The sequence below is a fragment of the Mesorhizobium sp. Ca11 genome (genome assembly GCF_020165275.1).
GTDB lineage: Bacteria > Pseudomonadota > Alphaproteobacteria > Rhizobiales > Rhizobiaceae > Mesorhizobium.
Genome location: NZ_JAIUHU010000003.1, coordinates 162,229 through 181,568 on the forward strand (window position 1 = coordinate 162,229; position 19,340 = coordinate 181,568).

15 protein-coding genes and 2 pseudogenes are annotated in these 19,340 nt (G+C 63.9%); 11 read left to right on the forward strand and 6 right to left on the reverse strand.

All coding sequences use genetic code 11. The features are described from left to right. Nucleotides 1-7 precede the first annotated feature (7 nt). Both LB538_RS07160 and LB538_RS07165 read left to right on the forward strand, forming a co-directional pair. Entirely contained in the window at nt 8-2,197 is a 2,190-nt protein-coding gene (locus LB538_RS07160) for an anthranilate synthase (RefSeq protein ID WP_224524521.1), read from the forward strand. 5 nt (nt 2,198-2,202) lie between these two features. Continuing rightward, on the forward strand, nt 2,203-3,150 hold the full coding sequence (locus LB538_RS07165; RefSeq protein WP_224524518.1) for a cation diffusion facilitator family transporter: 948 nt from the start codon (nt 2,203-2,205) through the stop codon (nt 3,148-3,150). A 152-nt stretch (nt 3,151-3,302) separates the two neighbouring features. Here the strand turns inward: LB538_RS07165 and LB538_RS07170 are convergent, their stop codons facing one another. Then, nucleotides 3,303-4,385, reverse strand: coding sequence for a hypothetical protein (locus tag LB538_RS07170; RefSeq protein ID WP_224524516.1), 1,083 nt, complete (start codon nt 4,383-4,385; stop codon nt 3,303-3,305). A 94-nt stretch (nt 4,386-4,479) separates the two neighbouring features. On the opposite strand from LB538_RS07170, the gene LB538_RS07175 reads away from it, so the two are divergent. The 5 genes and pseudogenes from LB538_RS07175 (at nt 4,480) to LB538_RS07195 (ending at nt 7,159) form a co-directional block, all read left to right on the forward strand. Next, the gene (locus LB538_RS07175; protein WP_224524513.1) at nt 4,480-4,914 is read left to right on the forward strand and encodes a DsrE family protein; all 435 of its coding nucleotides are present in this window, start codon (nt 4,480-4,482) and stop codon (nt 4,912-4,914) included. Nucleotides 4,915-4,995: 81 nt separating this feature from the next. Continuing rightward, nucleotides 4,996-5,769, forward strand: a complete 774-nt coding sequence (locus tag LB538_RS07180; RefSeq protein ID WP_224524510.1) for an SDR family NAD(P)-dependent oxidoreductase — start codon at nt 4,996-4,998, stop codon at nt 5,767-5,769. Nucleotides 5,770-5,820: 51 nt separating this feature from the next. Next, the gene (locus LB538_RS07185) at nt 5,821-6,132 is read left to right on the forward strand and encodes a putative quinol monooxygenase (RefSeq protein WP_224524506.1); all 312 of its coding nucleotides are present in this window, start codon (nt 5,821-5,823) and stop codon (nt 6,130-6,132) included. 1 nt (nt 6,133) lies between these two features. Further along, nucleotides 6,134-6,250: pseudogene (locus LB538_RS07190) on the forward strand (AbrB family transcriptional regulator); the annotation flags it as partial. Nucleotides 6,251-6,394: 144 nt separating this feature from the next. Continuing rightward, on the forward strand, nt 6,395-7,159 hold the full coding sequence (locus LB538_RS07195) for an SDR family NAD(P)-dependent oxidoreductase (RefSeq protein ID WP_224524503.1): 765 nt from the start codon (nt 6,395-6,397) through the stop codon (nt 7,157-7,159). Between the two features lie 34 nt (nt 7,160-7,193). On the opposite strand, the gene LB538_RS07200 is transcribed toward LB538_RS07195, so the two are convergent. Beyond that, on the reverse strand, nt 7,194-8,081 hold the full coding sequence (locus LB538_RS07200; protein WP_224524501.1) for a LysR family transcriptional regulator: 888 nt from the start codon (nt 8,079-8,081) through the stop codon (nt 7,194-7,196). Nucleotides 8,082-8,225: 144 nt separating this feature from the next. On the opposite strand from LB538_RS07200, the pseudogene LB538_RS07205 reads away from it, so the two are divergent. The 3 genes and pseudogenes from LB538_RS07205 to LB538_RS07215 all read left to right on the forward strand — a co-directional run bounded on the left by LB538_RS07205 (nt 8,226) and on the right by LB538_RS07215 (nt 13,199). After that, nucleotides 8,226-9,759, forward strand: a pseudogene (locus LB538_RS07205) (MFS transporter). A gap of 111 nt (nt 9,760-9,870) precedes the next feature. Next, nucleotides 9,871-11,982, forward strand: coding sequence for a TonB-dependent siderophore receptor (locus tag LB538_RS07210; protein ID WP_224524498.1), 2,112 nt, complete (start codon nt 9,871-9,873; stop codon nt 11,980-11,982). Next, nucleotides 11,982-13,199, forward strand: a complete 1,218-nt coding sequence (locus LB538_RS07215) for an MFS transporter (RefSeq protein WP_224524496.1) — start codon at nt 11,982-11,984, stop codon at nt 13,197-13,199. The genes LB538_RS07210 and LB538_RS07215 overlap by 1 nt, the downstream gene beginning before the upstream one ends. Before the next feature lie 9 nt (nt 13,200-13,208). Here LB538_RS07215 and LB538_RS07220 read toward each other — a convergent pair whose 3' ends face one another. From LB538_RS07220 to LB538_RS07235, 4 genes are all read right to left on the reverse strand, one after another. Continuing rightward, the gene (locus tag LB538_RS07220; protein ID WP_224524494.1) at nt 13,209-14,342 is read right to left on the reverse strand and encodes a siderophore-interacting protein; all 1,134 of its coding nucleotides are present in this window, start codon (nt 14,340-14,342) and stop codon (nt 13,209-13,211) included. A gap of 92 nt (nt 14,343-14,434) precedes the next feature. Beyond that, nucleotides 14,435-14,749: a nuclear transport factor 2 family protein gene (locus tag LB538_RS07225; RefSeq protein WP_140838796.1), complete on the reverse strand. Its 315-nt coding sequence runs from the start codon at nt 14,747-14,749 to the stop codon at nt 14,435-14,437. Between the two features lie 222 nt (nt 14,750-14,971). Further along, nucleotides 14,972-15,748 carry an esterase family protein gene (locus LB538_RS07230; RefSeq protein ID WP_224524492.1) on the reverse strand — a complete coding sequence of 259 codons (777 nt, stop codon included), beginning with the start codon at nt 15,746-15,748 and terminating at the stop codon, nt 14,972-14,974. 4 nt (nt 15,749-15,752) lie between these two features. Continuing rightward, nucleotides 15,753-16,919: an ATP-grasp domain-containing protein gene (locus LB538_RS07235; protein ID WP_224524490.1), complete on the reverse strand. Its 1,167-nt coding sequence runs from the start codon at nt 16,917-16,919 to the stop codon at nt 15,753-15,755. 439 nt (nt 16,920-17,358) lie between these two features. Here LB538_RS07235 and leuA point away from each other — a divergent pair, with 439 nt between their 5' ends. Further along, nucleotides 17,359-19,089, forward strand: coding sequence for a 2-isopropylmalate synthase (leuA, locus tag LB538_RS07240; protein ID WP_224524488.1), 1,731 nt, complete (start codon nt 17,359-17,361; stop codon nt 19,087-19,089). Nucleotides 19,090-19,340 lie beyond the last annotated feature (251 nt).

A 19,340-nucleotide genomic window follows, 5' to 3' on the forward strand; every position in this document is an offset into this window, starting at 1 on the left:
GACGGCAATGACGACTAAAGTTCTGGACAACGGGGCCGAGCGCTTCATCACCGCGGGCGGCGTGACGATCACCCGCGAGCGGCACGACCGGCCCTATGAAGGCGCGATCGATGCCTATGTCGACGGCCTGAATTCGCGCCGCGGCGCGGTGTTTTCCTCCAACTACGAATATCCGGGCCGCTACACGCGCTGGGATACGGCCATCATCGATCCGCCGCTGGTGATCTCCGCCCGAGGGCGCACAATGCGCATCGAAGCGCTGAACAAGCGCGGCGAAGCGCTGTTGCCCGTGATCGGCAAGGCGCTTGGCGAGCTCGGTGATGTGACGATCGTCGAGACCTCGAAGACGCTCATCCGCCTCGATGTCGCCAAACCAGGCCGCGTCTTCACCGAGGAGGAGCGCAGCCGCGTACCGTCCGTGTTCACGGTGCTGCGCGCCATCACCGCGCTGTTCAAGACCGCCGAGGACGCCAATCTCGGCCTTTACGGCGCCTTCGGCTACGACCTAGCTTTCCAGTTCGATCCTGTCGACTACAAGCTCGAGCGCAAGGAGAGCCAGCGCGACCTGGTGCTGTTCCTGCCCGACGAGATCCTCGTCGTCGACCATTATTCGACCAAGGCCTGGACCGACCGCTACGACTATTCCGGCGACGGTTTTTCGACCGAGGGCTTGGCCCGCGATGCCCATGCCGAGCCGTTCAAGACCGCCGACCGCATCCCGCCGCGCGGCGACCATGAGCCAGGCGAATACGCCAACCTGGTGCGCCGCGCCATGGAGAGCTTCAAGCGCGGCGACCTGTTCGAGGTCGTGCCTGGACAGATGTTCTACGAGCGCTGCGAGACCCAGCCTTCCGACATCTCGCGCAAGCTGAAATCGATCAACCCCTCGCCCTATTCCTTCTTCATCAATCTCGGCGAGAACGAATATCTGATCGGTGCCTCGCCGGAGATGTTCGTGCGCGTCAACGGCCGCCGCGTCGAGACCTGCCCGATCTCCGGCACCATCAAACGCGGCGACGACGCCATTTCCGACAGCGAGCAGATCCTGAAGCTGCTTAACTCGAAGAAGGATGAGTCCGAGCTCACCATGTGCTCGGATGTCGACCGCAACGACAAGTCGCGCGTCTGCGAGCCGGGCTCCGTGCGCGTCATCGGCCGTCGCCAGATCGAGATGTATTCGCGCCTGATCCACACCGTCGACCATATCGAGGGCCGGCTGCGCGAAGGCATGGACGCCTTCGACGCGTTTCTCTCGCATGCCTGGGCGGTCACCGTCACCGGCGCGCCGAAACTGTGGGCCATGCGCTTCATCGAGCAGAACGAGAAGAGCCCGCGCGCCTGGTATGGCGGGGCGGTCGGCATGGTCAATTTCAACGGCGACATGAACACCGGGCTGACCTTGCGCACCATCCGCATCAAGGACGGCATCGCCGAGGTCCGCGCCGGCGCCACACTGCTTTTCGACAGCATTCCCGAGGAAGAAGAAGCCGAAACCGAACTGAAGGCATCCGCCATGCTCTCCGCTATCCGCGACGCCAAGACCGGCAACGCTACCGGAACCGAGCGCACCACCGCGCGCGTCGGCGACGGCGTCAACATCCTGCTGGTCGACCATGAGGACAGTTTCGTCCATACCTTGGCCAACTACTTCCGCCAGACCGGCGCCAACGTCTCCACGGTGCGCTCGCCGGTGCCGGAGGAGGTCTTCGAGCGGTTGAAGCCGGACCTCGTCGTGCTTTCGCCCGGCCCTGGCACGCCGAAGGATTTCGACTGCGCCGCCACCATCAGACGAGCGCGCAGCCGCGACCTGCCGATCTTCGGCGTCTGTCTCGGCCTGCAGGCATTGGCCGAGGCCTATGGCGGCGAGCTCAGGCAGTTGCACATCCCCATGCATGGCAAACCATCGCGCATCCGCATTTCGAAGCCCGGCATCATCTTCTCAGGCCTGCCCAAGGAAGTGACCGTCGGCCGCTATCACTCGATTTTCGCCGACCCGGTGCGCCTGCCCGACGGTTTCGTGGTGACCGCCGAAACCGAGGACGGCATCATCATGGCTTTCGAGCACCGCAAGGAGCCGATCGCGGCGGTGCAGTTCCATCCCGAATCGATCATGACGCTCGGTCACAATGCCGGCATGCGCATCATCGAAAACATTGTCGCGCATCTGCCGCGCAAGGCCAAGGAAAAGGCCGCCTAGGAACCATGGCTGTGACGCAGGACACGGTGGCGGCCGCGGCGAAAGCCGCGACCCGCGAGAAGATTGCCAGGCTTGCCTTCTGGTCGATCCTGGTCGCCTTCGTGGTGCTCGTCTTGAAGCTTGCCGCCTGGTACATCACCGGTTCCGTGGCGCTCTATTCCGACGCGCTGGAATCGATCGTCAACGTGATCGCATCGGCCGCCGCCTTCTGGGCGATCCAGGTCAGCTACAAGCCCGCCGACCAGGACCATCCCTTCGGCCATCACAAAGCCGAATATTTTTCCGCCGTCCTCGAAGGCGTGCTGATCGTCGTCGCGGCGCTGCTGATCCTCAACGAGGTCTGGCAGTCCTGGCAACATCCCGCCCCGCTGGAACAGCCTTGGCAGGGACTTGCCGTTAACGGCGTCGCGACGGTCATTAATGCGATCTGGGCCTGGACGCTGATCCGCGCCGGCCGGAATGCGAAGTCGCCTGCGCTTGTCGCCGACGGCCGGCACATCATGACCGACGTGGTAACGTCAGTCGGCGTGTTCGGCGGTCTTGTCGGTGCCGTGCTCACCGGCTGGCAGATCCTCGACCCGGCACTTGCCGTGATCGTCGCGCTCAACATTCTGTGGCAGGGCTGGCATGTCATCGGCTCGTCGATGAGCGGGCTGATGGACCGCGCCGTCGACAACCATGAGCACATGCAGATCCGCAACATCATATCGGCCAATTCGAAGGGCGCGCTCGAGGTGCATGATCTCAAGACGCGCATTGCCGGGCGCGCCACCTTCATCGAGTTCCATCTGGTGGTCGACGCCGACATGACCGTCGGCGCCAGCCATGTCATCTGCGACCGCATCGAGGATGCGCTGAAAGCCGAGATCCCCTCGGTGCGCGTCACCATCCATGTCGAGCCGGACGACGAGGCGAAGCTGCCGAAAGGCACCGCGGCCGTGCCTTTCGCTTAGCAGAGCGCGAAGGTCCGTCGAGATTCAGGTCAGGCCGAGTCGAGAACGACGGCTTCCGAGAACCGGAGCGGAGCGTACTTGAAAGTACGTGAGCACCGGAAGCGCAGGAAGCCGTCGTTCGCAGGCCGGCCTCACCTGAATATCGGCAGACCTCACGGAGCACAGGCCGACTGCGGCATCGGCTGCAGCCGATAGACCTTGTCGTCGGACCTGGTCTTGCCATCCGCCGCCTTCGAGCAGAGATCGACAATTGCCACTGCATTGTTGGGGTTCGCGACCATCATCGTGCCGTTGACGCCGCGCTTGAGGAAGATCTCCTTCTGCGAGACGTCGCAGGAAAAATCGCTCATCTTGGAACTGGCCGAGCAGCGCCACTGATCGGCCTCGCCCTGGCAGGAATAGGTCTGCGTGACCTTTTTCCCTTTCTGCCTCGTCGTCACCGAAACGGCGACATCCGCCCCATCCGGCCAGTTCGCGGCATCGCCGCCGGCTGAGAAGGAGGCGAGCTCGACGGGTCCGCGAAACACGCGGATCGATTGCGTCAGCTGGTTGGGATGCGACTTCAGATGCGCATCGTCGTAGTCACGCCCGAAGCAGAAGGGCTGATCGGGCTTGAGCCGCACGCGCAGCGGCTCGCCCAGCGCAGGGTCGATCGGGTCGATGCGCGCGAACTCCGCCTTGCAGGTCTCGGCCGGCATCGGGTCCAGCTTGAAATTGTCGTCCTCGCTGCCCAGCGCCTGCTTGTTGTACTCGGCCTCGCCGAGCTGCTCTTCCGAATCCGGGTCGAGATAGACGTCTGGCGACAGGCCGGACAGAAGAAGCTTCCCCTTGTTGTCGACTTTCAGCGAAGCCAGTGTCCTGTCGCAGTCCATGCCGCAACGGATGCCGCTCGCCTTGTCGCTTGGATCCTCGTTGTTGCACCAGCTGCTCGCCCATTCCGGCTTCTTGGCGCCGCGCACCGTTGTGGTGAGAAAGCCGTTATAGGACGTATCCTGGTTGGCGGCGGGTTCTTCGTTCGTCCGGCTGACCGGGTCATGGCCGTAGAAGAAGAAGATGCGCGCCACCTTCTGGCGCGGATGCGCCTTGAGATGGGCGGCGTCGTAGACACGGCCGAAGCAGGCGTCGGCGCCGGTCGGGCTGAGCTCGGGAAGCTTGGGCGGCTGTTCGGCGCGCGCCGCGCCGAACGAAGCGGCAAAGGCGGCGCAAAGCACCACCGCCATGGTCCTCGATGTCATGTGATCCTCCTCCCACCGACAGGACTTGGATATGCTAGTCTAGGAGTGCCGCCTGGACCATGCAAAATCGCGAGCGCGGCGAACGGAGGATACGATGCTGCGCCGTGACATTTTTCGAGCCGGCCTCGCAGGCGCCGCGGGCCTTTTCGGCCTGGGCCGGGCAAATGCGGCAACGCCTGAGGGGCGGCTGAAAGTCGCCTATCACCTCAGCGACGCCGACAAGGTCAACTTCGTCCTCGGCAACATCAAGAACCACTATGAAGGCACCGGCGGCAATGTCGACATCGTGCTCGTGGTGCACGGTCCGGCTCTGGCCGCCTTCAAAGTCAAGGGCGCTTCCGGCGCTGTTTCCAGCCGCTTTGCCGGCCTTGTCCAGCAGGGACTTGTGCCGCAAGCCTGCGGCAACACCTTGCACGGCATGGATATCACGCTGACCGACCTGCTGGCGGGCTTCGAGCTTGCCGACAAGGGCGGCGTCGTGAAGCTCGCCGAACTGCAGCATCAGGGCTATGTCTATCTCAGGCCCTGAATGCGCCCGCACTGAACGCCAACACTTGAAGGCCGGGCCGGCAATGGCCTACGAAGGATGGCAACCCGGAGACCAGCCGACATGACGATACTTGCCATCCCCGATCTTGCCGGCAAGGCGGTGCTGGTCACCGGCGCTTCGACCGGGATCGGCGCGGCACTTGCCCGTGCCTATGCGGCGCAGAAATGCCGCGTCGCGCTGCATTTCAATGCAAGCCGCGCTCCCGCCGAAACCGTGGCCGGATCCATTCGCGACGATGGCGGCGAGGTGTTCCTGGTCCAGGGCGACTTCTCGAAACCTGCCGACGTCGAGCGTGTCGTCGAAGAGAGCGCAAACCATTTCGGCCGGCTCGACGGCCTGGTCAACAATGCCGGCGGCATGCTTGGCCGCGTCGCCTATGCCGACCAGGACGAGGCGCATTACGACGCCGTGATGGACCTCAATGCGCGCTCTGTCCTGACCGCTTCGCGCAAGGCGATCCCCTGGCTGAAGCGCCAGGGTGGCTTCATCATCAACACCACCTCGATCGCCGCCCGCAACGGCGCCGGCGGCGGCGCCGGCCTCTACGGATCGTCCAAGGCCTTCGTTTCCAACGTGACGCGCGGCATGGCCAAGGAGCTGATCGGCTTCGGCATCCGCGTCAACGCCGTGGCGCCCGGTACGATCTTGACGCCCTTCCACGAACGCTATTCGAATGCCGAGCAGATCAAGGCCATGGTCGCCACCATTCCGCAAGGGCGCGCCGGAACGCCGGAGGATTGCGTCGGAGCTTACCTGTTCCTGTCGTCCGATCTGTTGAGCGGCTACATCATCGGCCAGGTGATCGAGGTCAATGGTGGCCAGTTGATGCCGTGAGCGGTCGACTGCATACTCGATGCAGCGCACAACCTGGAGGAGATCAAGGGCATGTACGGACTGATCGGCAAGATGCGGGCGGCGCGCGGCCAGCGCGATGCGGTCATGGACGTGCTGCGCGAAAGCACCGGCGCTCTCCCTGGCTGCCTGAGCTACATCATCGCCACCGATCCAGCCGACGCCGACGCCATCTGGGTCACCGAAGTGTGGACCGACCAGGCGAGCCATAAGGCATCGCTGCAGCTGCCGGAAGTCCAGGCGGCGATCACCAGGGCGCGTCCCTTCATCGCCGGCTTCGAATTCCAGATCGAGACCCATCCCGTTGGCGGCTTCGGCCTTCCTGCGCCAGAAAAGGGCGGGTGACATCGCCGCCGCGGCGCAGAACGTCGACATCTCTTTCGTCATGGCCTTGCAGACGGCGCGCTTCCTGGTCGTGCTGCTGATTGTAGCCAGGCTGGTGGCGCGAAACGTCGGGGCTTGATCCGGGGTATCCAATGCCAAAGGAATTCCAGGAAAGGTGCTCGGCAGCTTTCCGTCCGGAATTGCGTAAAAATAGAAAATCAGAGGAGGTCAGCAATCCTATCAGGATGCTGAATTGCTCTGAGTGAGCGGAGGAGAAGTGCCCATGGAACGCCGTCAGAATGTCGTCGATCTTTCCGGCCGCATCGCCGTGGTGACGGGCGGCGCGCAAGGCATCGGCTTTGCGGTCGCCCGGCGCCTGTTGTCGTCGGGCGCCGGCGTTGCCATCTGGGACGTCGACCAGGCCGCAATGACCCGGGCTGTCGCCGAGCTCGCTTCGCTCGGCCGCGTTGAAGCCATTCTCTGCGACCAGTCCCAGATCGAGGCCGTCGATCGCGCTGCCGTCGCGACTGAGCGCTCGCTTGGCCCCGTCGATCTCCTGGTCAACAATGCCGGCATTGCCGGGCCGGCGGCGACCGTGGCGGACTACGACCCCGCCGCCTGGCGTCAGATCGTCGATATCGACCTCAACGGCGTCTTCTACTGCTGCCGGCGCCTGGCGCCCGGCATGGTCGCGCGCAATTACGGCCGCATCGTCAACATCTCCTCGGTGGCCGGCAAGGAAGGCAATCCGAATGCCGCCGCCTATTCGGCCGCCAAGGCCGGCGTGCTGGCGCTGACCAAGTCGCTCGGCAAGGAGCTCGCGGGACACGACATCGCCGTCAACGCGCTGACCCCCTCGCCCGCCCGTACCAGAATTCTCGAGCAGCTCACGGAAGCGCAGGTCGCTTATATGCTCGGCAAAGTGCCGCGCGGCCGCTTCGTCGAGGTGGAAGAGGCCGCCGCGATGATCGTCTTCATGCTGTCGGACGAGAACTCTTTCACCACCGGCGCGACCTTCGATCTCTCCGGCGGCCGCGCGACCTACTGACCATCCCCGCGGAGCTTCGTTTGGATTGCCGGGCCTATCGCCCCGCCGCAAGCCTCTCGGGAAGAAAATCGACGAATACCCGGACCTTCGGCGAAAGATGGCGATTGGACGGCCACAGCATGCGGAACTGGCCGCGGCCGTCGACATGGTCGTCGAGCACGGCGCGCAGCCTGCCGTCATGCAGCGCCTCCCGCACCAGGAAGTCGGGCATGCAGGCGATGCCGAGACCGGCAATCGTAGCGCCCTTCAATGCCTCCATGTTGTTGCAGGTCAGCATCGAACGGATCTGCGGCTCGGCGCTCCCGGTGATGAACGGCCAGTTGAGCAGCCTGCCGCTGTTGAGAAAGCGGAAGTGTATCCCGAAATGTGCCGCTAGAACCGCCGGCGTGCCGGGCATGCCATGGCGATCGAGATAGGAGGCGGCCGCGCACAATATCATGCGAAAGGGCGCGACCGGCCTCGACACCAATCGCGAATCGGGCAGCTCACCGCTGCGGATCGCGACGTCGATACCCTCGTCGATGACGTCGACGATGCGATCGTTGAAATCGATGTCGAGCTCGATTTCCGGGTATCGCGCCATGAATTCCGACAGCACCGGCAAAAGCAGATGATAGGTGACGATCGGCGTTGAGATGCGCAGCCGGCCATGCGGCGTTTCGCGTGTACGCGACAGCATCGCCTCCGCGTCTTCTATGTCGTCGAGGATGCGGCGCACCCGCTCGTTGAAAAGCTTGCCCTCCTCGGTCAGACCTATGCGCCGCGTGCTGCGCTGCAGGAAACGCACGCCGAGTTCCTGCTCGAGCCGGGCGACGCTCTTGCCGACGGCGGAGGCGGAAATGCCGAGCGCTTGTCCGGCGGCGACGAAACTGCCGAGCTCGGCGGTGCGGGCGAAAGCCAGAAGGCCGTTGAGACGATCCATGGTGAACCTATTCGAGCGTTTTGTTCCGAGATGAACGGAGATTTAATACTATTTTGCCGGAAACGTCGCCGCCCTATCTTGTCGTTGCGATCGGCTGTGCCAGTCAGGACATGCCGGCAAATCCCGCCTCGGATAGGAAAATCCATGACTTTGATGACCAGAACCGGCCCGGCCGGCAGATGGCTCGTGCTGCTGTCAGTTTGCCTCGCAGCCATGACGATGCCGTTGAGCTTCACCGGTCCCGCCGTGGCGCTGTCCCGCATTGCCGCCGATCTCGGCGGCAGTCCGATCGAGCTCAATTGGGTGACCAATGCCTTCATGCTGACCTTCGGCGCCGGCCTAATGGCGGCCGGAGCGCTGGCTGACAATCATGGCCGCAAGCGGATTTTTCTCGCCGGCCTCGCCGCCTATTCCCTAGCCGCGCTGGGCTGCATGCTGGCGCCAGGCATCGTCTGGTTCGATTTCTTCAGGGCTCTGCAAGGCGTTGGCGGCGCTGCCGCCTTCGCCGGCGGCGCCTCTGCGCTTGCCCAGGAATTCGACGGGCAATCGCGTTTGCGCGCCTTCAGCTTCCTTGGCACCAGCTTCGGCATCGGCCTTGCCTTCGGCCCTGTTGCCTCCGGCCTGCTCATCGACGCGTTCGGCTGGCGCGCGATCTTTCTTCTGGTGGCGGTGCTTGGCGTTGCCGCCGCCGCGCTCGGCCTGCGCACCGTCGCCGAATCGCGCGACCCGGACGCAACCGGGCTCGACTGGGCGGGAGCCGCCACCTTCACCATCGCGCTTGCCGCGCTGACCTGCGGCGTGCTGCAGGCGCCCCAGAGCGGTTGGGCCAATCCCCTCGTTATCGCCCTTCTCGGCGTTGCAGCCATCTTCTTTGCCGCCTTCGTCATTGTCGAGCGGCGCGTGCGCCGGCCGATGCTGGACCTGACGCTGTTTCGCTTCCCGCGTTTCGTCGGCGTGCAGTTCCTGGCCGCCGCACCTGCCTATGCCTTCGTCGTCCTGCTCGTGCTCTTGCCGATCCGGTTCATCGGCATTGAGGGGATGAGCGAGATCAAGGCTGGGCAATTGATGATCTGCCTGTCCGGGCCGCTGCTGATCTTGCCGCTGCTGGCCGGCCAGGCGGCACGCCGGATCGCCCCGGCCACCATCTGCGGTGTGGGCCTCCTCGCTGCCGCGGCCGACCTGGTCTGGCTCAGTTGCGTGCCCGTGGCGGACAACGCGCTGTTGCTCCCGCTAGTCTTGATCGGCATCGGCATCGCCTTGCCCTGGGGACTGATGGACGGACTTGCCGTCAGCGTCGTGCCAAAGGAGCGCGCCGGCATGGCGGTCGGCATATTCAACACCACCCGCGTCGCCAGCGAGGGCGTGGCCCTGGCGATCGTCATGGCGGCCTTGTCCGGTTTCATGGCCACGCAGCTTAGCGCTCAAGCACTGGCCTCGCCTGCCGAAGCGGCCGCGGCGGCACAGCTACTGGCAACCGGCAATATCAGCGAAACGGTGCAACATCTGCACTTGGCCGACGCCAGTGCCCTGGTCCAAGCCTATGAGACGGCTTTCGACCGGCTGCTCATCGTGTTGGCGACGATCACCGTGCTCACCGCCATCGTCGTCTTCCGGCCTGCGTCGCGGATCGGCGTCGGAACAAGACGTCGCGCCTGTCCCGGCCTGCCAGGAAGGCTGACGCCATGTGACGCCGTCAAGTCCGGCGAGGTATCAAAAAAATACTTGACTCTCTTACTCATATTTGAGAGCGCGGAAGCGCAACCAAAACATGAGAATTGGAGACAAGTTAATGCCGAAGCGGTCGAGGACGTGGCGCCGGGGATTATCATTGCTGGCGGGCAGCGCCATCCTCGGCCATGCCTGGCCGACAATTGCCCAGGAAGGCGGCGACGCCACCGTTCTCGACAGGATCGAGGTGACCGCCGAGAGCAACGAGATCCTGAAGCAGGACGGCTACGTCGCGAAGAAGGACCGCATCGGCACCAAGACCGACACGCCGATCGCCAGGATCCCGCAGGCGGTCTCGGTCGTCACGCAGAAGCAGATCGAGGACCAGAAGCCGCGTACACTGAACGACGCGCTGGGCTATACGGCCAGCGCCAATCCAAACAGCTTCGGTTTCGACACGCGCTACGACGCTTTCTTCCTGCGAGGCTTCCAGGCCTTCTACAACGGCATGTTCCGCGACGGGCTGCGCCAGTACAACGGCCCTTCCGCCTGGTTCAAGACAGAACCTTACGGCATCGAGGGCGCCACCATCCTGAAGGGACCGGCCTCCTCGCTTTACGGCGTCAGCGGTCCGGGCGGCATCGTCAATGTCGTCACCAAGCGCCCCAAGGACGAGCCGTTCCATGAGATCGAGTTGCTGGCCGGCGAGCACAACCGCTTCCAGGCGGCGCTCGATGCTTCCGGGCCGGTCAATCACGACGGCAGCATCCTCTACCGCTTCACCAGCCTCGGCCGTCTGAGCGGGACCGGCCTGCCCGACTATCCCGACGATAAACTCTATCTGGCGCCGGCCGTCACTTTCAAGCCGGACGAGGACACCAAGCTCACCATCCTCGGCGAATATTCGAAGTCCGTCACCGGCGGCACCGCGGCCTTCTACAACTCCGCCTATGGCGTGCTGTCGAACGTCTATGAAGGCGATCCGTCCTGGAATGATTTCACCCAGGATCAGGGGCGCATCGGCTACGAGTTCGAGCACCGCTTCAACGACTGGCTGACCGTGCGCCAGAACCTGCGCTACAACGCCGTTGACTCGGATATCGAATATAGCGGCCATTACTCGATCGGCGCCGATCAGCCGCTTGAGCGCTACTGGGGCCACTACACCGAGACGATGAAGAACTTCGTCGTCGACAACATGGCGCAGCTCGAATTCGACACGGGTCCGGTGCGGCACACCGTGATTGCCGGCATCGACTATGCCTGGTCGGACTATGACGCCGGCAGCGGGCTCTCCTATGTCTCGGTCGAGGATATCAAGGCCGCCCCCGTCCCCCATTCCGGCGGGCAGGAGATGAACCAGCTCGGCGTCTACCTGCACGACCAGATGGAGTGGAACGATTTTACCCTGTTCACCAGCGGCCGCTACGACTGGGTCGACACCACCTCCACCGCGGCGGATTTCAGCCAGTCGAAGCAGAAGGACAGCGCCTTCTCCGGCCGCGTCGGCCTGTCCTACCGGACCGAATGGGGCATCATCCCTTACGTCAACTACTCGACCTCGTTCTCTCCCAACATCGGCTTCGTCTATGACGACGTCTCGAGTTCCGTCAGCCGCGTCGCCCGCCCGACCATCGCCACGCAGAAGGAGATCGGCGTCAAATACGAGATCCCCGACCACAACGCGACCGTCAGCGCCGCGCTGTTCGACATCGACCAGAAGGACGGCGTCGTCTTCGACGCCTCCACCGGCACCAACAAGCAGCGCCAGCTCGACCTCAACTCGCGCGGCGTCGAGCTGGAAGCCAATGCCTCGCTCGATGATGGCTTCAGCGTCATCGCCTCCTACACCTATCTGCGCGTGAAGATCGAACGCGGCGCCGAAGGCACCGACGGCAAGGAACTGTCGGCGACGCCGAACCACATCCTGTCGCTCTGGGGCCATTACCAGTTCGAGAACGGCACGCTGGAAGGGCTTGGGCTCGGCGCTGGCGTGCGTTTCGCCGGCGCGAGCTACGGCGACGACACCAATACTTTCAAGAACGACGCGCGCGCCTTCGTCGATGCCTCGCTGTCCTACGATTTCGGCTATCGCAACCCGAAGCTCGAAGGCGTGAAGCTGCAGATCAACGCCAAGAACCTGTTCGACAACCAGCAGACAATTTGCTCGGCCGGCTATTGCTACCGCGACGAGGGCCGCTCGCTGTTCGGCAGCCTGCGCTATCGCTTCTGATGTCGGTCTCCGTCTCGAACCGGGCCGCCTCGTCGCCGGCCGCCATCGTCGCTGCGGTCGGCGGCCTCTATGTGGCGCAGAGCGTGATCGGCGGCATCACCTGGACGGGTCTCCCGGCCGTGATGCGCGACCAGGGCCTGCCGCTCGACCGCATCGGCCTGCTCACCCTGATCGCCATGCCATGGGCGCTGAAGTTCCTGTGGTCGCCGAGGGTGGAGCGCTACCGGCTTCCGCCAGCGGGCAGGAACCGCACCGGCGCGATCGTCCTCATCGGCGGCCTCATCTCCATCGCCGGACTGCTGGCCATCGCCCAGCTTGGTCCCGCCGCCTTCTGGCCGGTCGTCGCCTGCCTGACGGTGGTCGCCTTTGCCGCCTCGACGGTCGACATCGCCTGCGATGGCTTTGCGGTGCAGAACCTTGCCGGCAAAAATCTCGGCTGGGGCAATGCCGCCCAGGTCGGCGGCGCCTATCTCGGCTCGGCGATCGGCGCCGGTCTTTTCCTCTATCTGGTCGAAATCCACGGCTGGCGCGCGGCGGTGTCGGCGATGGCCTCGCTGCTGGTGCTGCTCGGTCTGCCCTTCCTGCTCGGCATCGCCGGCCGATCGCGCGAGGAAGTGCGCGAACACGTGCCCGCGCTCGGCACGGCGCTGCGGCGCCCGCAGATACGCCGCGGTCTGGCGGCGTCGGCGATCTACGTTCTGGCGCAGAAGGCGGCGCTGACCATGCTCGGCCCGTTTCTGGTCGATGCCGGGCTCAGCCTTTCCACGATCGGCCTGGTCAACGGCGTCGGCAGCATGGTTCTCGGCGGCGCGGCCGCCCTTGCCGGCGGCGCTCTTGTCCGATGGCTGGGCACGCGCAGCGTGCTTGTGCTCGCGCTTATGCTGCAGGCCGGATCGCTGTTCATCCTCGCGGCCTTCGCGCTTTCCGGCGTTTTCCCGGCAGGCCCGCTGGCGGTCGTCGCGACGCTGAGTTCCTCGGGCATCATGGCGCTCGGCTTCGTGGCGCTCTATGCGCAGTTCATGCGCTGGTCGGATCCGAGGCAGGCAGGCGTCGATTTCACGCTTTTCCAGTGCATGGATGCCTTGGTCAGCATGGCGGGCGGCATCCTGGCCGGCTATGCGGCGCAGCATCTGGGCTATGGCGCACTGTTCGGCGGCGCGGGCGTCGCAGCGCTGCTGGCGGTGCCGGCCATCGCCATGGTCAGCGATCGCAACTAAAAGATTGAACTATTCCTCGCCGGCACCGTCTCCGCCCGACTCGCCGCGGCGCCAATAGGCGGTGACAAGATGCCGGTTGCGCGACAGGGCCCATTCCTTGCGCACGATCCGGCGGATGTCGCGGAAGTCGGCGAACTCGCATCCGGCCCAGACAAAGAGATCGTCGGCCCCGCGGCCGCGCTCGCGCAGTGCTTCCGGCAGCAGGCCGGCCCGGCCTGCTTCGCGGCCATGCCGATAAAGCCAATGGACAGCGATGTTCTCGCCCGCCGCCAGCGTCACCCGGTCTTGCGGACCGTCAACCTCGATGAAGGCCTCGGCACGGACGGACGGCGCAAGCTCTTCCAGCATCCGGCCGATCGCCGGAAGCGCGGTATCGTCGCCCAGAAGAAGCAGGTTTGATGCCTCGGGCACATCGCCGCCGCCGGGGCCGATCATGCCGATGATGTCGCCGGCTCTCGCATTCTGCGCGAAACTCGCAGCCGGCGTCTCGGCGCCGGGATGCAGCACGAAATCGATGTCGAGCCAACCCTCGGCCACGTCCAGCGCGCGGATCGTATAGACGCGGATGGTGAGCGCATCCTCGCCCGACGGCCAGACGATCAGGCCGTCCGCGCCCATGGTCGGCCAAACCGCCTGCCGTCCGGCCGGCGGCAGCAGAAGCCGAACATGAAATCCGCCATGGGCGAAGCGTCCGAGGTCGCGGCCGCAGAAGCGCACGCGTTGCATATGCGGCGACAACCGCATCGAGGACAGGACCGATATCTCGCGGAAGAATATCGGCGTGCCGGCATCCTTGCCGTCTCCTTGCCAGCGCAGGCCTTCGGTGGTGCTGAGATGCGCGGCGATGTGGCCGGCGAAGATCATCTTCATGTAGGAGAGGCGGGTCTCGTCCTCCGCCGCGACACGGACCAGCACGCCGCGGTCGTCGAATGAGGCATTCAACGTGCCGTAATGCATGCGGAATTCCCATTGGCCGGCAACGCCGGTGTCGTTTTCATAGTCGCCGTGCTCGGCGCGCAGCCTGTCCATCACCGCGCGGATGTCGTCGTTTTGGATACGGGTTTGCGCGCTCAAGAGCTTCATCGCCGGGCCTTCCGATATCGACGAGATCGGCCGAGGCCCGATATCGCCGAGCGCCGGCATGCCACAGCGCCGGCGGCATTGCCACAAAAACATGATTACAATGATCATATTTTTGGACGATGCCGCACGAAGGTCGGCAACGCATCCGTTCTTCAGCTGATGACTAGGCTCGCGATCCGGTCGCCGTTGAGCGTGAAGGCCATGTCGCCCTCGCCGTTGAAGCCGTTGCCGGTCACGGCGACGCGGGCATGGTAGACGCCGTCGCGCTCCGCGATGCGAACGATGCGAAGGTTGGACTGCACGCCGATATTGTCCGACTGGTTCCACCGCGCGACGCTATCGCGGCCACGGAAATCGCGACCCCAGTCGCTGAGGAAAGCATCGTCTGTGAATGTGGCCAGAAAGGCTTCGGTATCGGCGGCGTTGGTTGCTTCGACAAAGCGACGGATCGGATCGGGTGTGGTCATTGGTCTGTACATTTTGAGGTGTGTTGAGATTCAGGTCAGGCCGAGACGAAAATGGTGGCTTCCGAGAACCGGCCTTCGCCGGCCGTAGCCTTCATCGGGCGGAAACACTTAAGAGGGCTTCGGCCGGCGAAGGCCGGAGCGGAGCGTACTTCATGTACGTGAGCACCGGAAGCGCAGGAAACCGCCATTTGCAGGCCGGCCTCACCTGAATATCAACGCACCTCAGTCCAACCTGTGCATGAGGTCGTCATCCAGCCAACGGCCGAAGAAATAGACGAGCTGCTTATGCCACCACGGCCAGTCATGGCTGACGTCGCCACCCCAATAGTCGACCCAGGCCGGGATCGATTTGTCGCGCAGCACCTGTTCCAGCTCGCGCGTTTCGACCAGCATGCGCTCTTCCCAGGCGCCCTGGCCGCAACAGAAGATCAGCCTGAGCGCCCTGAGCCGCCCGAGCAGCTTCTGGTCGACGATGCCGGGCAGATAATCGAGCGGCGAGTTGAAATAGATATTGCCTTCCAGAGCCCGGCCGAAAAAGTCGCGCGCCGAATAGACGCCGGACAGCGAGATCACCCCGCTCGCCAGCTCCGGGAAGCGGAACACGAAATTGGATGAGTGATAGCCGCCCATCGAGCAGCCGCAAAACAGCGGCTTCAAAACGCGGCCACCGTTGGACTTGGCGGCGACCGCCTGCAATTCCGGCAGCGCTTCTTCGCGCACATAGCGGAAATAGGCTTCGTGGCGGGCGATGCGTTGCGCCGGGTCGGCACGCTTGTCGAAGAAGGATTCCGAATCTACGCCGTCGAGCGTGAAGAGCTGGATGCGGCCGGTGTCGATGAAGTCGGCAAGCGCGCCGACCCCGCCCGAATCCTCGAGCTGGTAGAACCGCCCTTGCGAGGTCGGGAACACCACCACCGGCCGCCCGGCATGGCCGTAGCGCTTGTATTCCATGTCGCGGCCGAGATTGCGGGCATGACCCTTGTGATAGGAGACGTCCATCGGCTCAGGCCTTTTCCGCGTGGATGTAGTCGACCGCCTGGCGCAGCGCCTTCGGATCCTTCGAACGCATCTGGTAGGCGTAATTGCCCATGGCGCGGCTGAAGACCTCTTCGATGGCCTGATGATGGACGATCTTGTCGCCGTGGGCGGCTAGCACGTCCGCATGGCTGTGCAAATAGTCGATGTGGCGTTTGCGGCTGGCATAGGCGGTGAAATACTTGCCCTTGTAAGGGCCGCCGGCGGCATCCTTGACCACCATGTCGGCCCAGGCGGCATAGACGTCGATGTCGAATGTGTAGTTGATGGCGTCCGTCATCCAGGCGCCGGGCGGCCGCATGTTGACCTCGAGCGCGATGACGCGCTTGTCGCTGGTTTCGAACAGCTCGATATGGAAGAAGCGCTCGCGTACGTCGAACGCCTTGAGGATCTTGCGGCCCGCCTCCTCGACTTCCGGGCTGATCTCGGGAAAGCAGGTGTAGCTCATATGGCGATCCTTGTTGACCGCCTCCATGATGCTCTGATCGTAACGGTGGCTGGCCGCCAGCACCACCTCGCCGTCGCGGTTGACTAGCCCGTCGAAGGTCACGACCAGCCCCTCGATGAACTGCTCCATGACGAAGGTGACACCCTCCGGCTTGTCCTTGAAGAACTGGTCGAGCTCCTTGGCGTTGGAGATCTTGAAAGTGTTGGAAGCCCCGGAGCCCGAATCCGGCTTGACCACCACCGGAAAGCCGACGCGGCGGATGAAGGTCATGGCGCCGGCACGGTCGGAGCATTTGCGCTGCGGGATGGTCTCGACGCCGCTCTTGCGGAAGAAGGCGCGCATGCGGCTCTTCCGCTTCAAGTTCTTCACGAAATCGAGCTTGGTGCCGTAGATATTGAAATCGGTGCGGATGTTGGCTTCGAGTTCGAGCCAATGCTCGTTGAGCGACTCGAAGCGATCGATGCGGCCCCATTGGTGGATGAAGTGCCCCATCGCCCGCAAAACGGCGTCGCAATCTTCCATGTCGGCGATGCGGTAATATTCCGAAAGCGCCGCCTTGAGCTTGGCGTTCAAGGTTTCGTAAGGCGCATCGCCGATGCCGAGCACGGTGGCGCCCGCCTTTTTCAGCCGGTCGCAAAAATCGGTGCCGTTGGCCGGGAAATGCGGCGAGAAGAACACGAAATTCATGGACGAACCCCTCCCGGAGCTTCGCTCGGTGCCAAGCCTTCGAAACCAAGTCTGGCGCATTTGCGAGGCGCGGGGAAGACTGTCCGCACCGGCGGCGATATTAGGCAAGGGCGTTCATTCATGCGTCCCGCTTGCCTCCGACGGGCCGCTCCTGTAAGAGAGCCGGCATGACCACGCGCGTCCGCTCCGTCGCCTCCTCTCGCACCGGCTTTGCCGGCGAGACCGCGCGCGCGCTCGCCTCGACCCTGCTTCTTCTCGGCCTTATCGGCGATCGCCGGGTTCGCTGAAGGAGCGCCCGGCGGTCGAAACCGCCGCTCAAGGCGCATGCTCCTTGGCCAGACTTTGGCAAAGTCACATCAAGCGAACGAATTTTTGGTAGAGGCGACGCTCGCCACCCATCCGCCTGAAGCGGGCATGCGGGCCGCCGGGAGAAACGACGATGAACGCACGAGAAGAAATCCGCGCCGGCGAGGCTGAAGCCGGGAAGCGCGCGGCCGGCCACATGCCGGATGCGGCACGCAAATACCAATCCTACCCGACGGTCGGCCTGACCGACCGCACCTGGCCGAACAAGACCATCGACAAGGCGCCGATCTGGTGCTCGGTCGACCTGCGCGACGGCAACCAGGCGCTGATCGACCCGATGGGTCATGAGCGCAAGGCGCGCATGTTCGCGCTGCTCCTCGACATGGGCTTCAAGGAAATCGAAATCGGCTTCCCCTCGGCTTCGCAGACGGATTTCGACTTTGCCCGCTGGTGCATCGAGGAAGGCGGCGTCCCCGCCGACGTCTCACTCCAGGTGCTGGTGCAGTGCCGGCCCGAGTTGATCACGCGGACCTTCGAGGCGCTCAAGGGCGCGCACCGCCCGATCGTGCATTTCTACAATTCAACCAGCGAGCTGCAGCGTCGCGTCGTCTTCGAAAAGGATGTCGCCGGCATCAAGCGCATCGCCACCGACGCCGCCAAGATGATCACCGACATGGCCGCCAAGGCCGGCGGCGGCTACCGCTTCGAGTATTCGCCGGAGAGCTTCACCGGCACCGAGCTCGAAGTCGCGCTGGAGATCTGCAACGCCGTCACCGAGATCGTGAAGCCGACAGCCGACAACAAGCTGATCATCAACCTGCCGTCGACGGTCGAGATGTCGACGCCCAACGTCTATGCCGACCGCATCGAATGGATGTGCCGCAATCTCGACGCCAGAGAGAATCTGATCGTCTCGCTGCATCCGCACAACGACCGCGGCACCGGCATCGCCACCACCGAGCTCGGCCTGATGGCTGGCGCCGACCGCGTCGAAGGCACGCTGTTCGGCAATGGCGAACGCACCGGCAATGTCGATATCGTCACGCTGGCGCTCAACATGTTCACCCAGGGCGTCGATCCGGAGCTCGACTGCTCCGACATAAACCGGATGAAGGACGTCTACGAATATTCGAACCAGCTGAAGATCCCGGAACGTCACCCTTATGTCGGCGAGCTGGTCTACACGGCTTTCTCCGGCTCGCACCAGGACGCCATCAACAAGGGCATGAAAGCTCTGAAGAAGGCCAACACCCCAATCTGGGAAGTGCCCTATCTGCCGATTGATCCGGCCGATGTCGGCCGCACCTACGAGGCGATCATCCGCATCAACTCGCAGTCCGGCAAAGGCGGCATCGCATACGTGCTGCAGGCAGATTACGGCCTCAACTTGCCGCGCAATCTGCAGATCGAGTTCAGCCAGGCGATCCAGGCGATCACCGATGCGGAAGGCAAGGAAGTGCCAGCCAGGCGCATCCACGAACGCTTCCTCGAAACCTATGTCGACCAGCCCGGCGCGCGGCTGAAGTTCCTCGACCATCGCACCTATCCGGACACCGAGGTGAAGGGCCGGCGCATGGTCGAAGCGGATATTCTCGACAATGGCAAGGAAGTGACCATCACCGGCTCGGGCACCGGCCCGATCGACGGCTTTGTCGATGCGCTCTCGCGCCATGTCGGCGTCGACATGTCGGTGCTCGACTATTCCGAGCATTCCCTGCAGCGCGGCTCCAACGCCTCGGCGATCTCCTATGTCGAGATGGAGTATCCGGGCGGCAAGCTGTTCGGCGCCGGCATCAACACCAACATCGTCGCCGCCTCGCTGGAGGCTGTCGTTTCGGCCGCCAACCGGATCATCGGCGGCTAGAGCAAATTCCAGGAAAATTGTGAGGCGGTTAGGCTCGGCGGTTTCGCCGTAGCCTTCCGTCCGGAATTCCGGTCAAACAAAAAATTGAGCGGTTCACCGTTCCGTGAACGGTGAACGCTCTAGCCGGATGATCTGATTCAGCGGTTGAGCTGGCGCATTCCAGCTTGCGCCACGCTGCAGAAGCGGATGCGAACCTGCCATTCGTTAACCGCCGGAGGAATTTCCGGTGGCTTACGCGATCACATAATAGA

Excerpts from the sequence above, each read along its gene's own strand:
- LB538_RS07160 (WP_224524521.1), top strand. The coding sequence starts at position 8 with ATGACGACTAAAGTTCTGGACAACGGGGCCGAGCGCTTCATCACCGCG.
- LB538_RS07165 (WP_224524518.1), top strand. The coding sequence starts at position 2,203 with ATGGCTGTGACGCAGGACACGGTGGCGGCCGCGGCGAAAGCCGCGACC.
- LB538_RS07170 (WP_224524516.1), bottom strand. The coding sequence starts at position 4,385 with ATGACATCGAGGACCATGGCGGTGGTGCTTTGCGCCGCCTTTGCCGCT.
- LB538_RS07175 (WP_224524513.1), top strand. The coding sequence starts at position 4,480 with ATGCTGCGCCGTGACATTTTTCGAGCCGGCCTCGCAGGCGCCGCGGGC.
- LB538_RS07180 (WP_224524510.1), top strand. The coding sequence starts at position 4,996 with ATGACGATACTTGCCATCCCCGATCTTGCCGGCAAGGCGGTGCTGGTC.
- LB538_RS07185 (WP_224524506.1), top strand. The coding sequence starts at position 5,821 with ATGTACGGACTGATCGGCAAGATGCGGGCGGCGCGCGGCCAGCGCGAT.
- LB538_RS07195 (WP_224524503.1), top strand. The coding sequence starts at position 6,395 with ATGGAACGCCGTCAGAATGTCGTCGATCTTTCCGGCCGCATCGCCGTG.
- LB538_RS07200 (WP_224524501.1), bottom strand. The coding sequence starts at position 8,081 with ATGGATCGTCTCAACGGCCTTCTGGCTTTCGCCCGCACCGCCGAGCTC.
- LB538_RS07210 (WP_224524498.1), top strand. The coding sequence starts at position 9,871 with ATGCCGAAGCGGTCGAGGACGTGGCGCCGGGGATTATCATTGCTGGCG.
- LB538_RS07215 (WP_224524496.1), top strand. The coding sequence starts at position 11,982 with ATGTCGGTCTCCGTCTCGAACCGGGCCGCCTCGTCGCCGGCCGCCATC.
- LB538_RS07220 (WP_224524494.1), bottom strand. The coding sequence starts at position 14,342 with ATGCCGGCGCTCGGCGATATCGGGCCTCGGCCGATCTCGTCGATATCG.
- LB538_RS07225 (WP_140838796.1), bottom strand. The coding sequence starts at position 14,749 with ATGACCACACCCGATCCGATCCGTCGCTTTGTCGAAGCAACCAACGCC.
- LB538_RS07230 (WP_224524492.1), bottom strand. The coding sequence starts at position 15,748 with ATGGACGTCTCCTATCACAAGGGTCATGCCCGCAATCTCGGCCGCGAC.
- LB538_RS07235 (WP_224524490.1), bottom strand. The coding sequence starts at position 16,919 with ATGAATTTCGTGTTCTTCTCGCCGCATTTCCCGGCCAACGGCACCGAT.
- leuA (WP_224524488.1), top strand. The coding sequence starts at position 17,359 with ATGAACGCACGAGAAGAAATCCGCGCCGGCGAGGCTGAAGCCGGGAAG.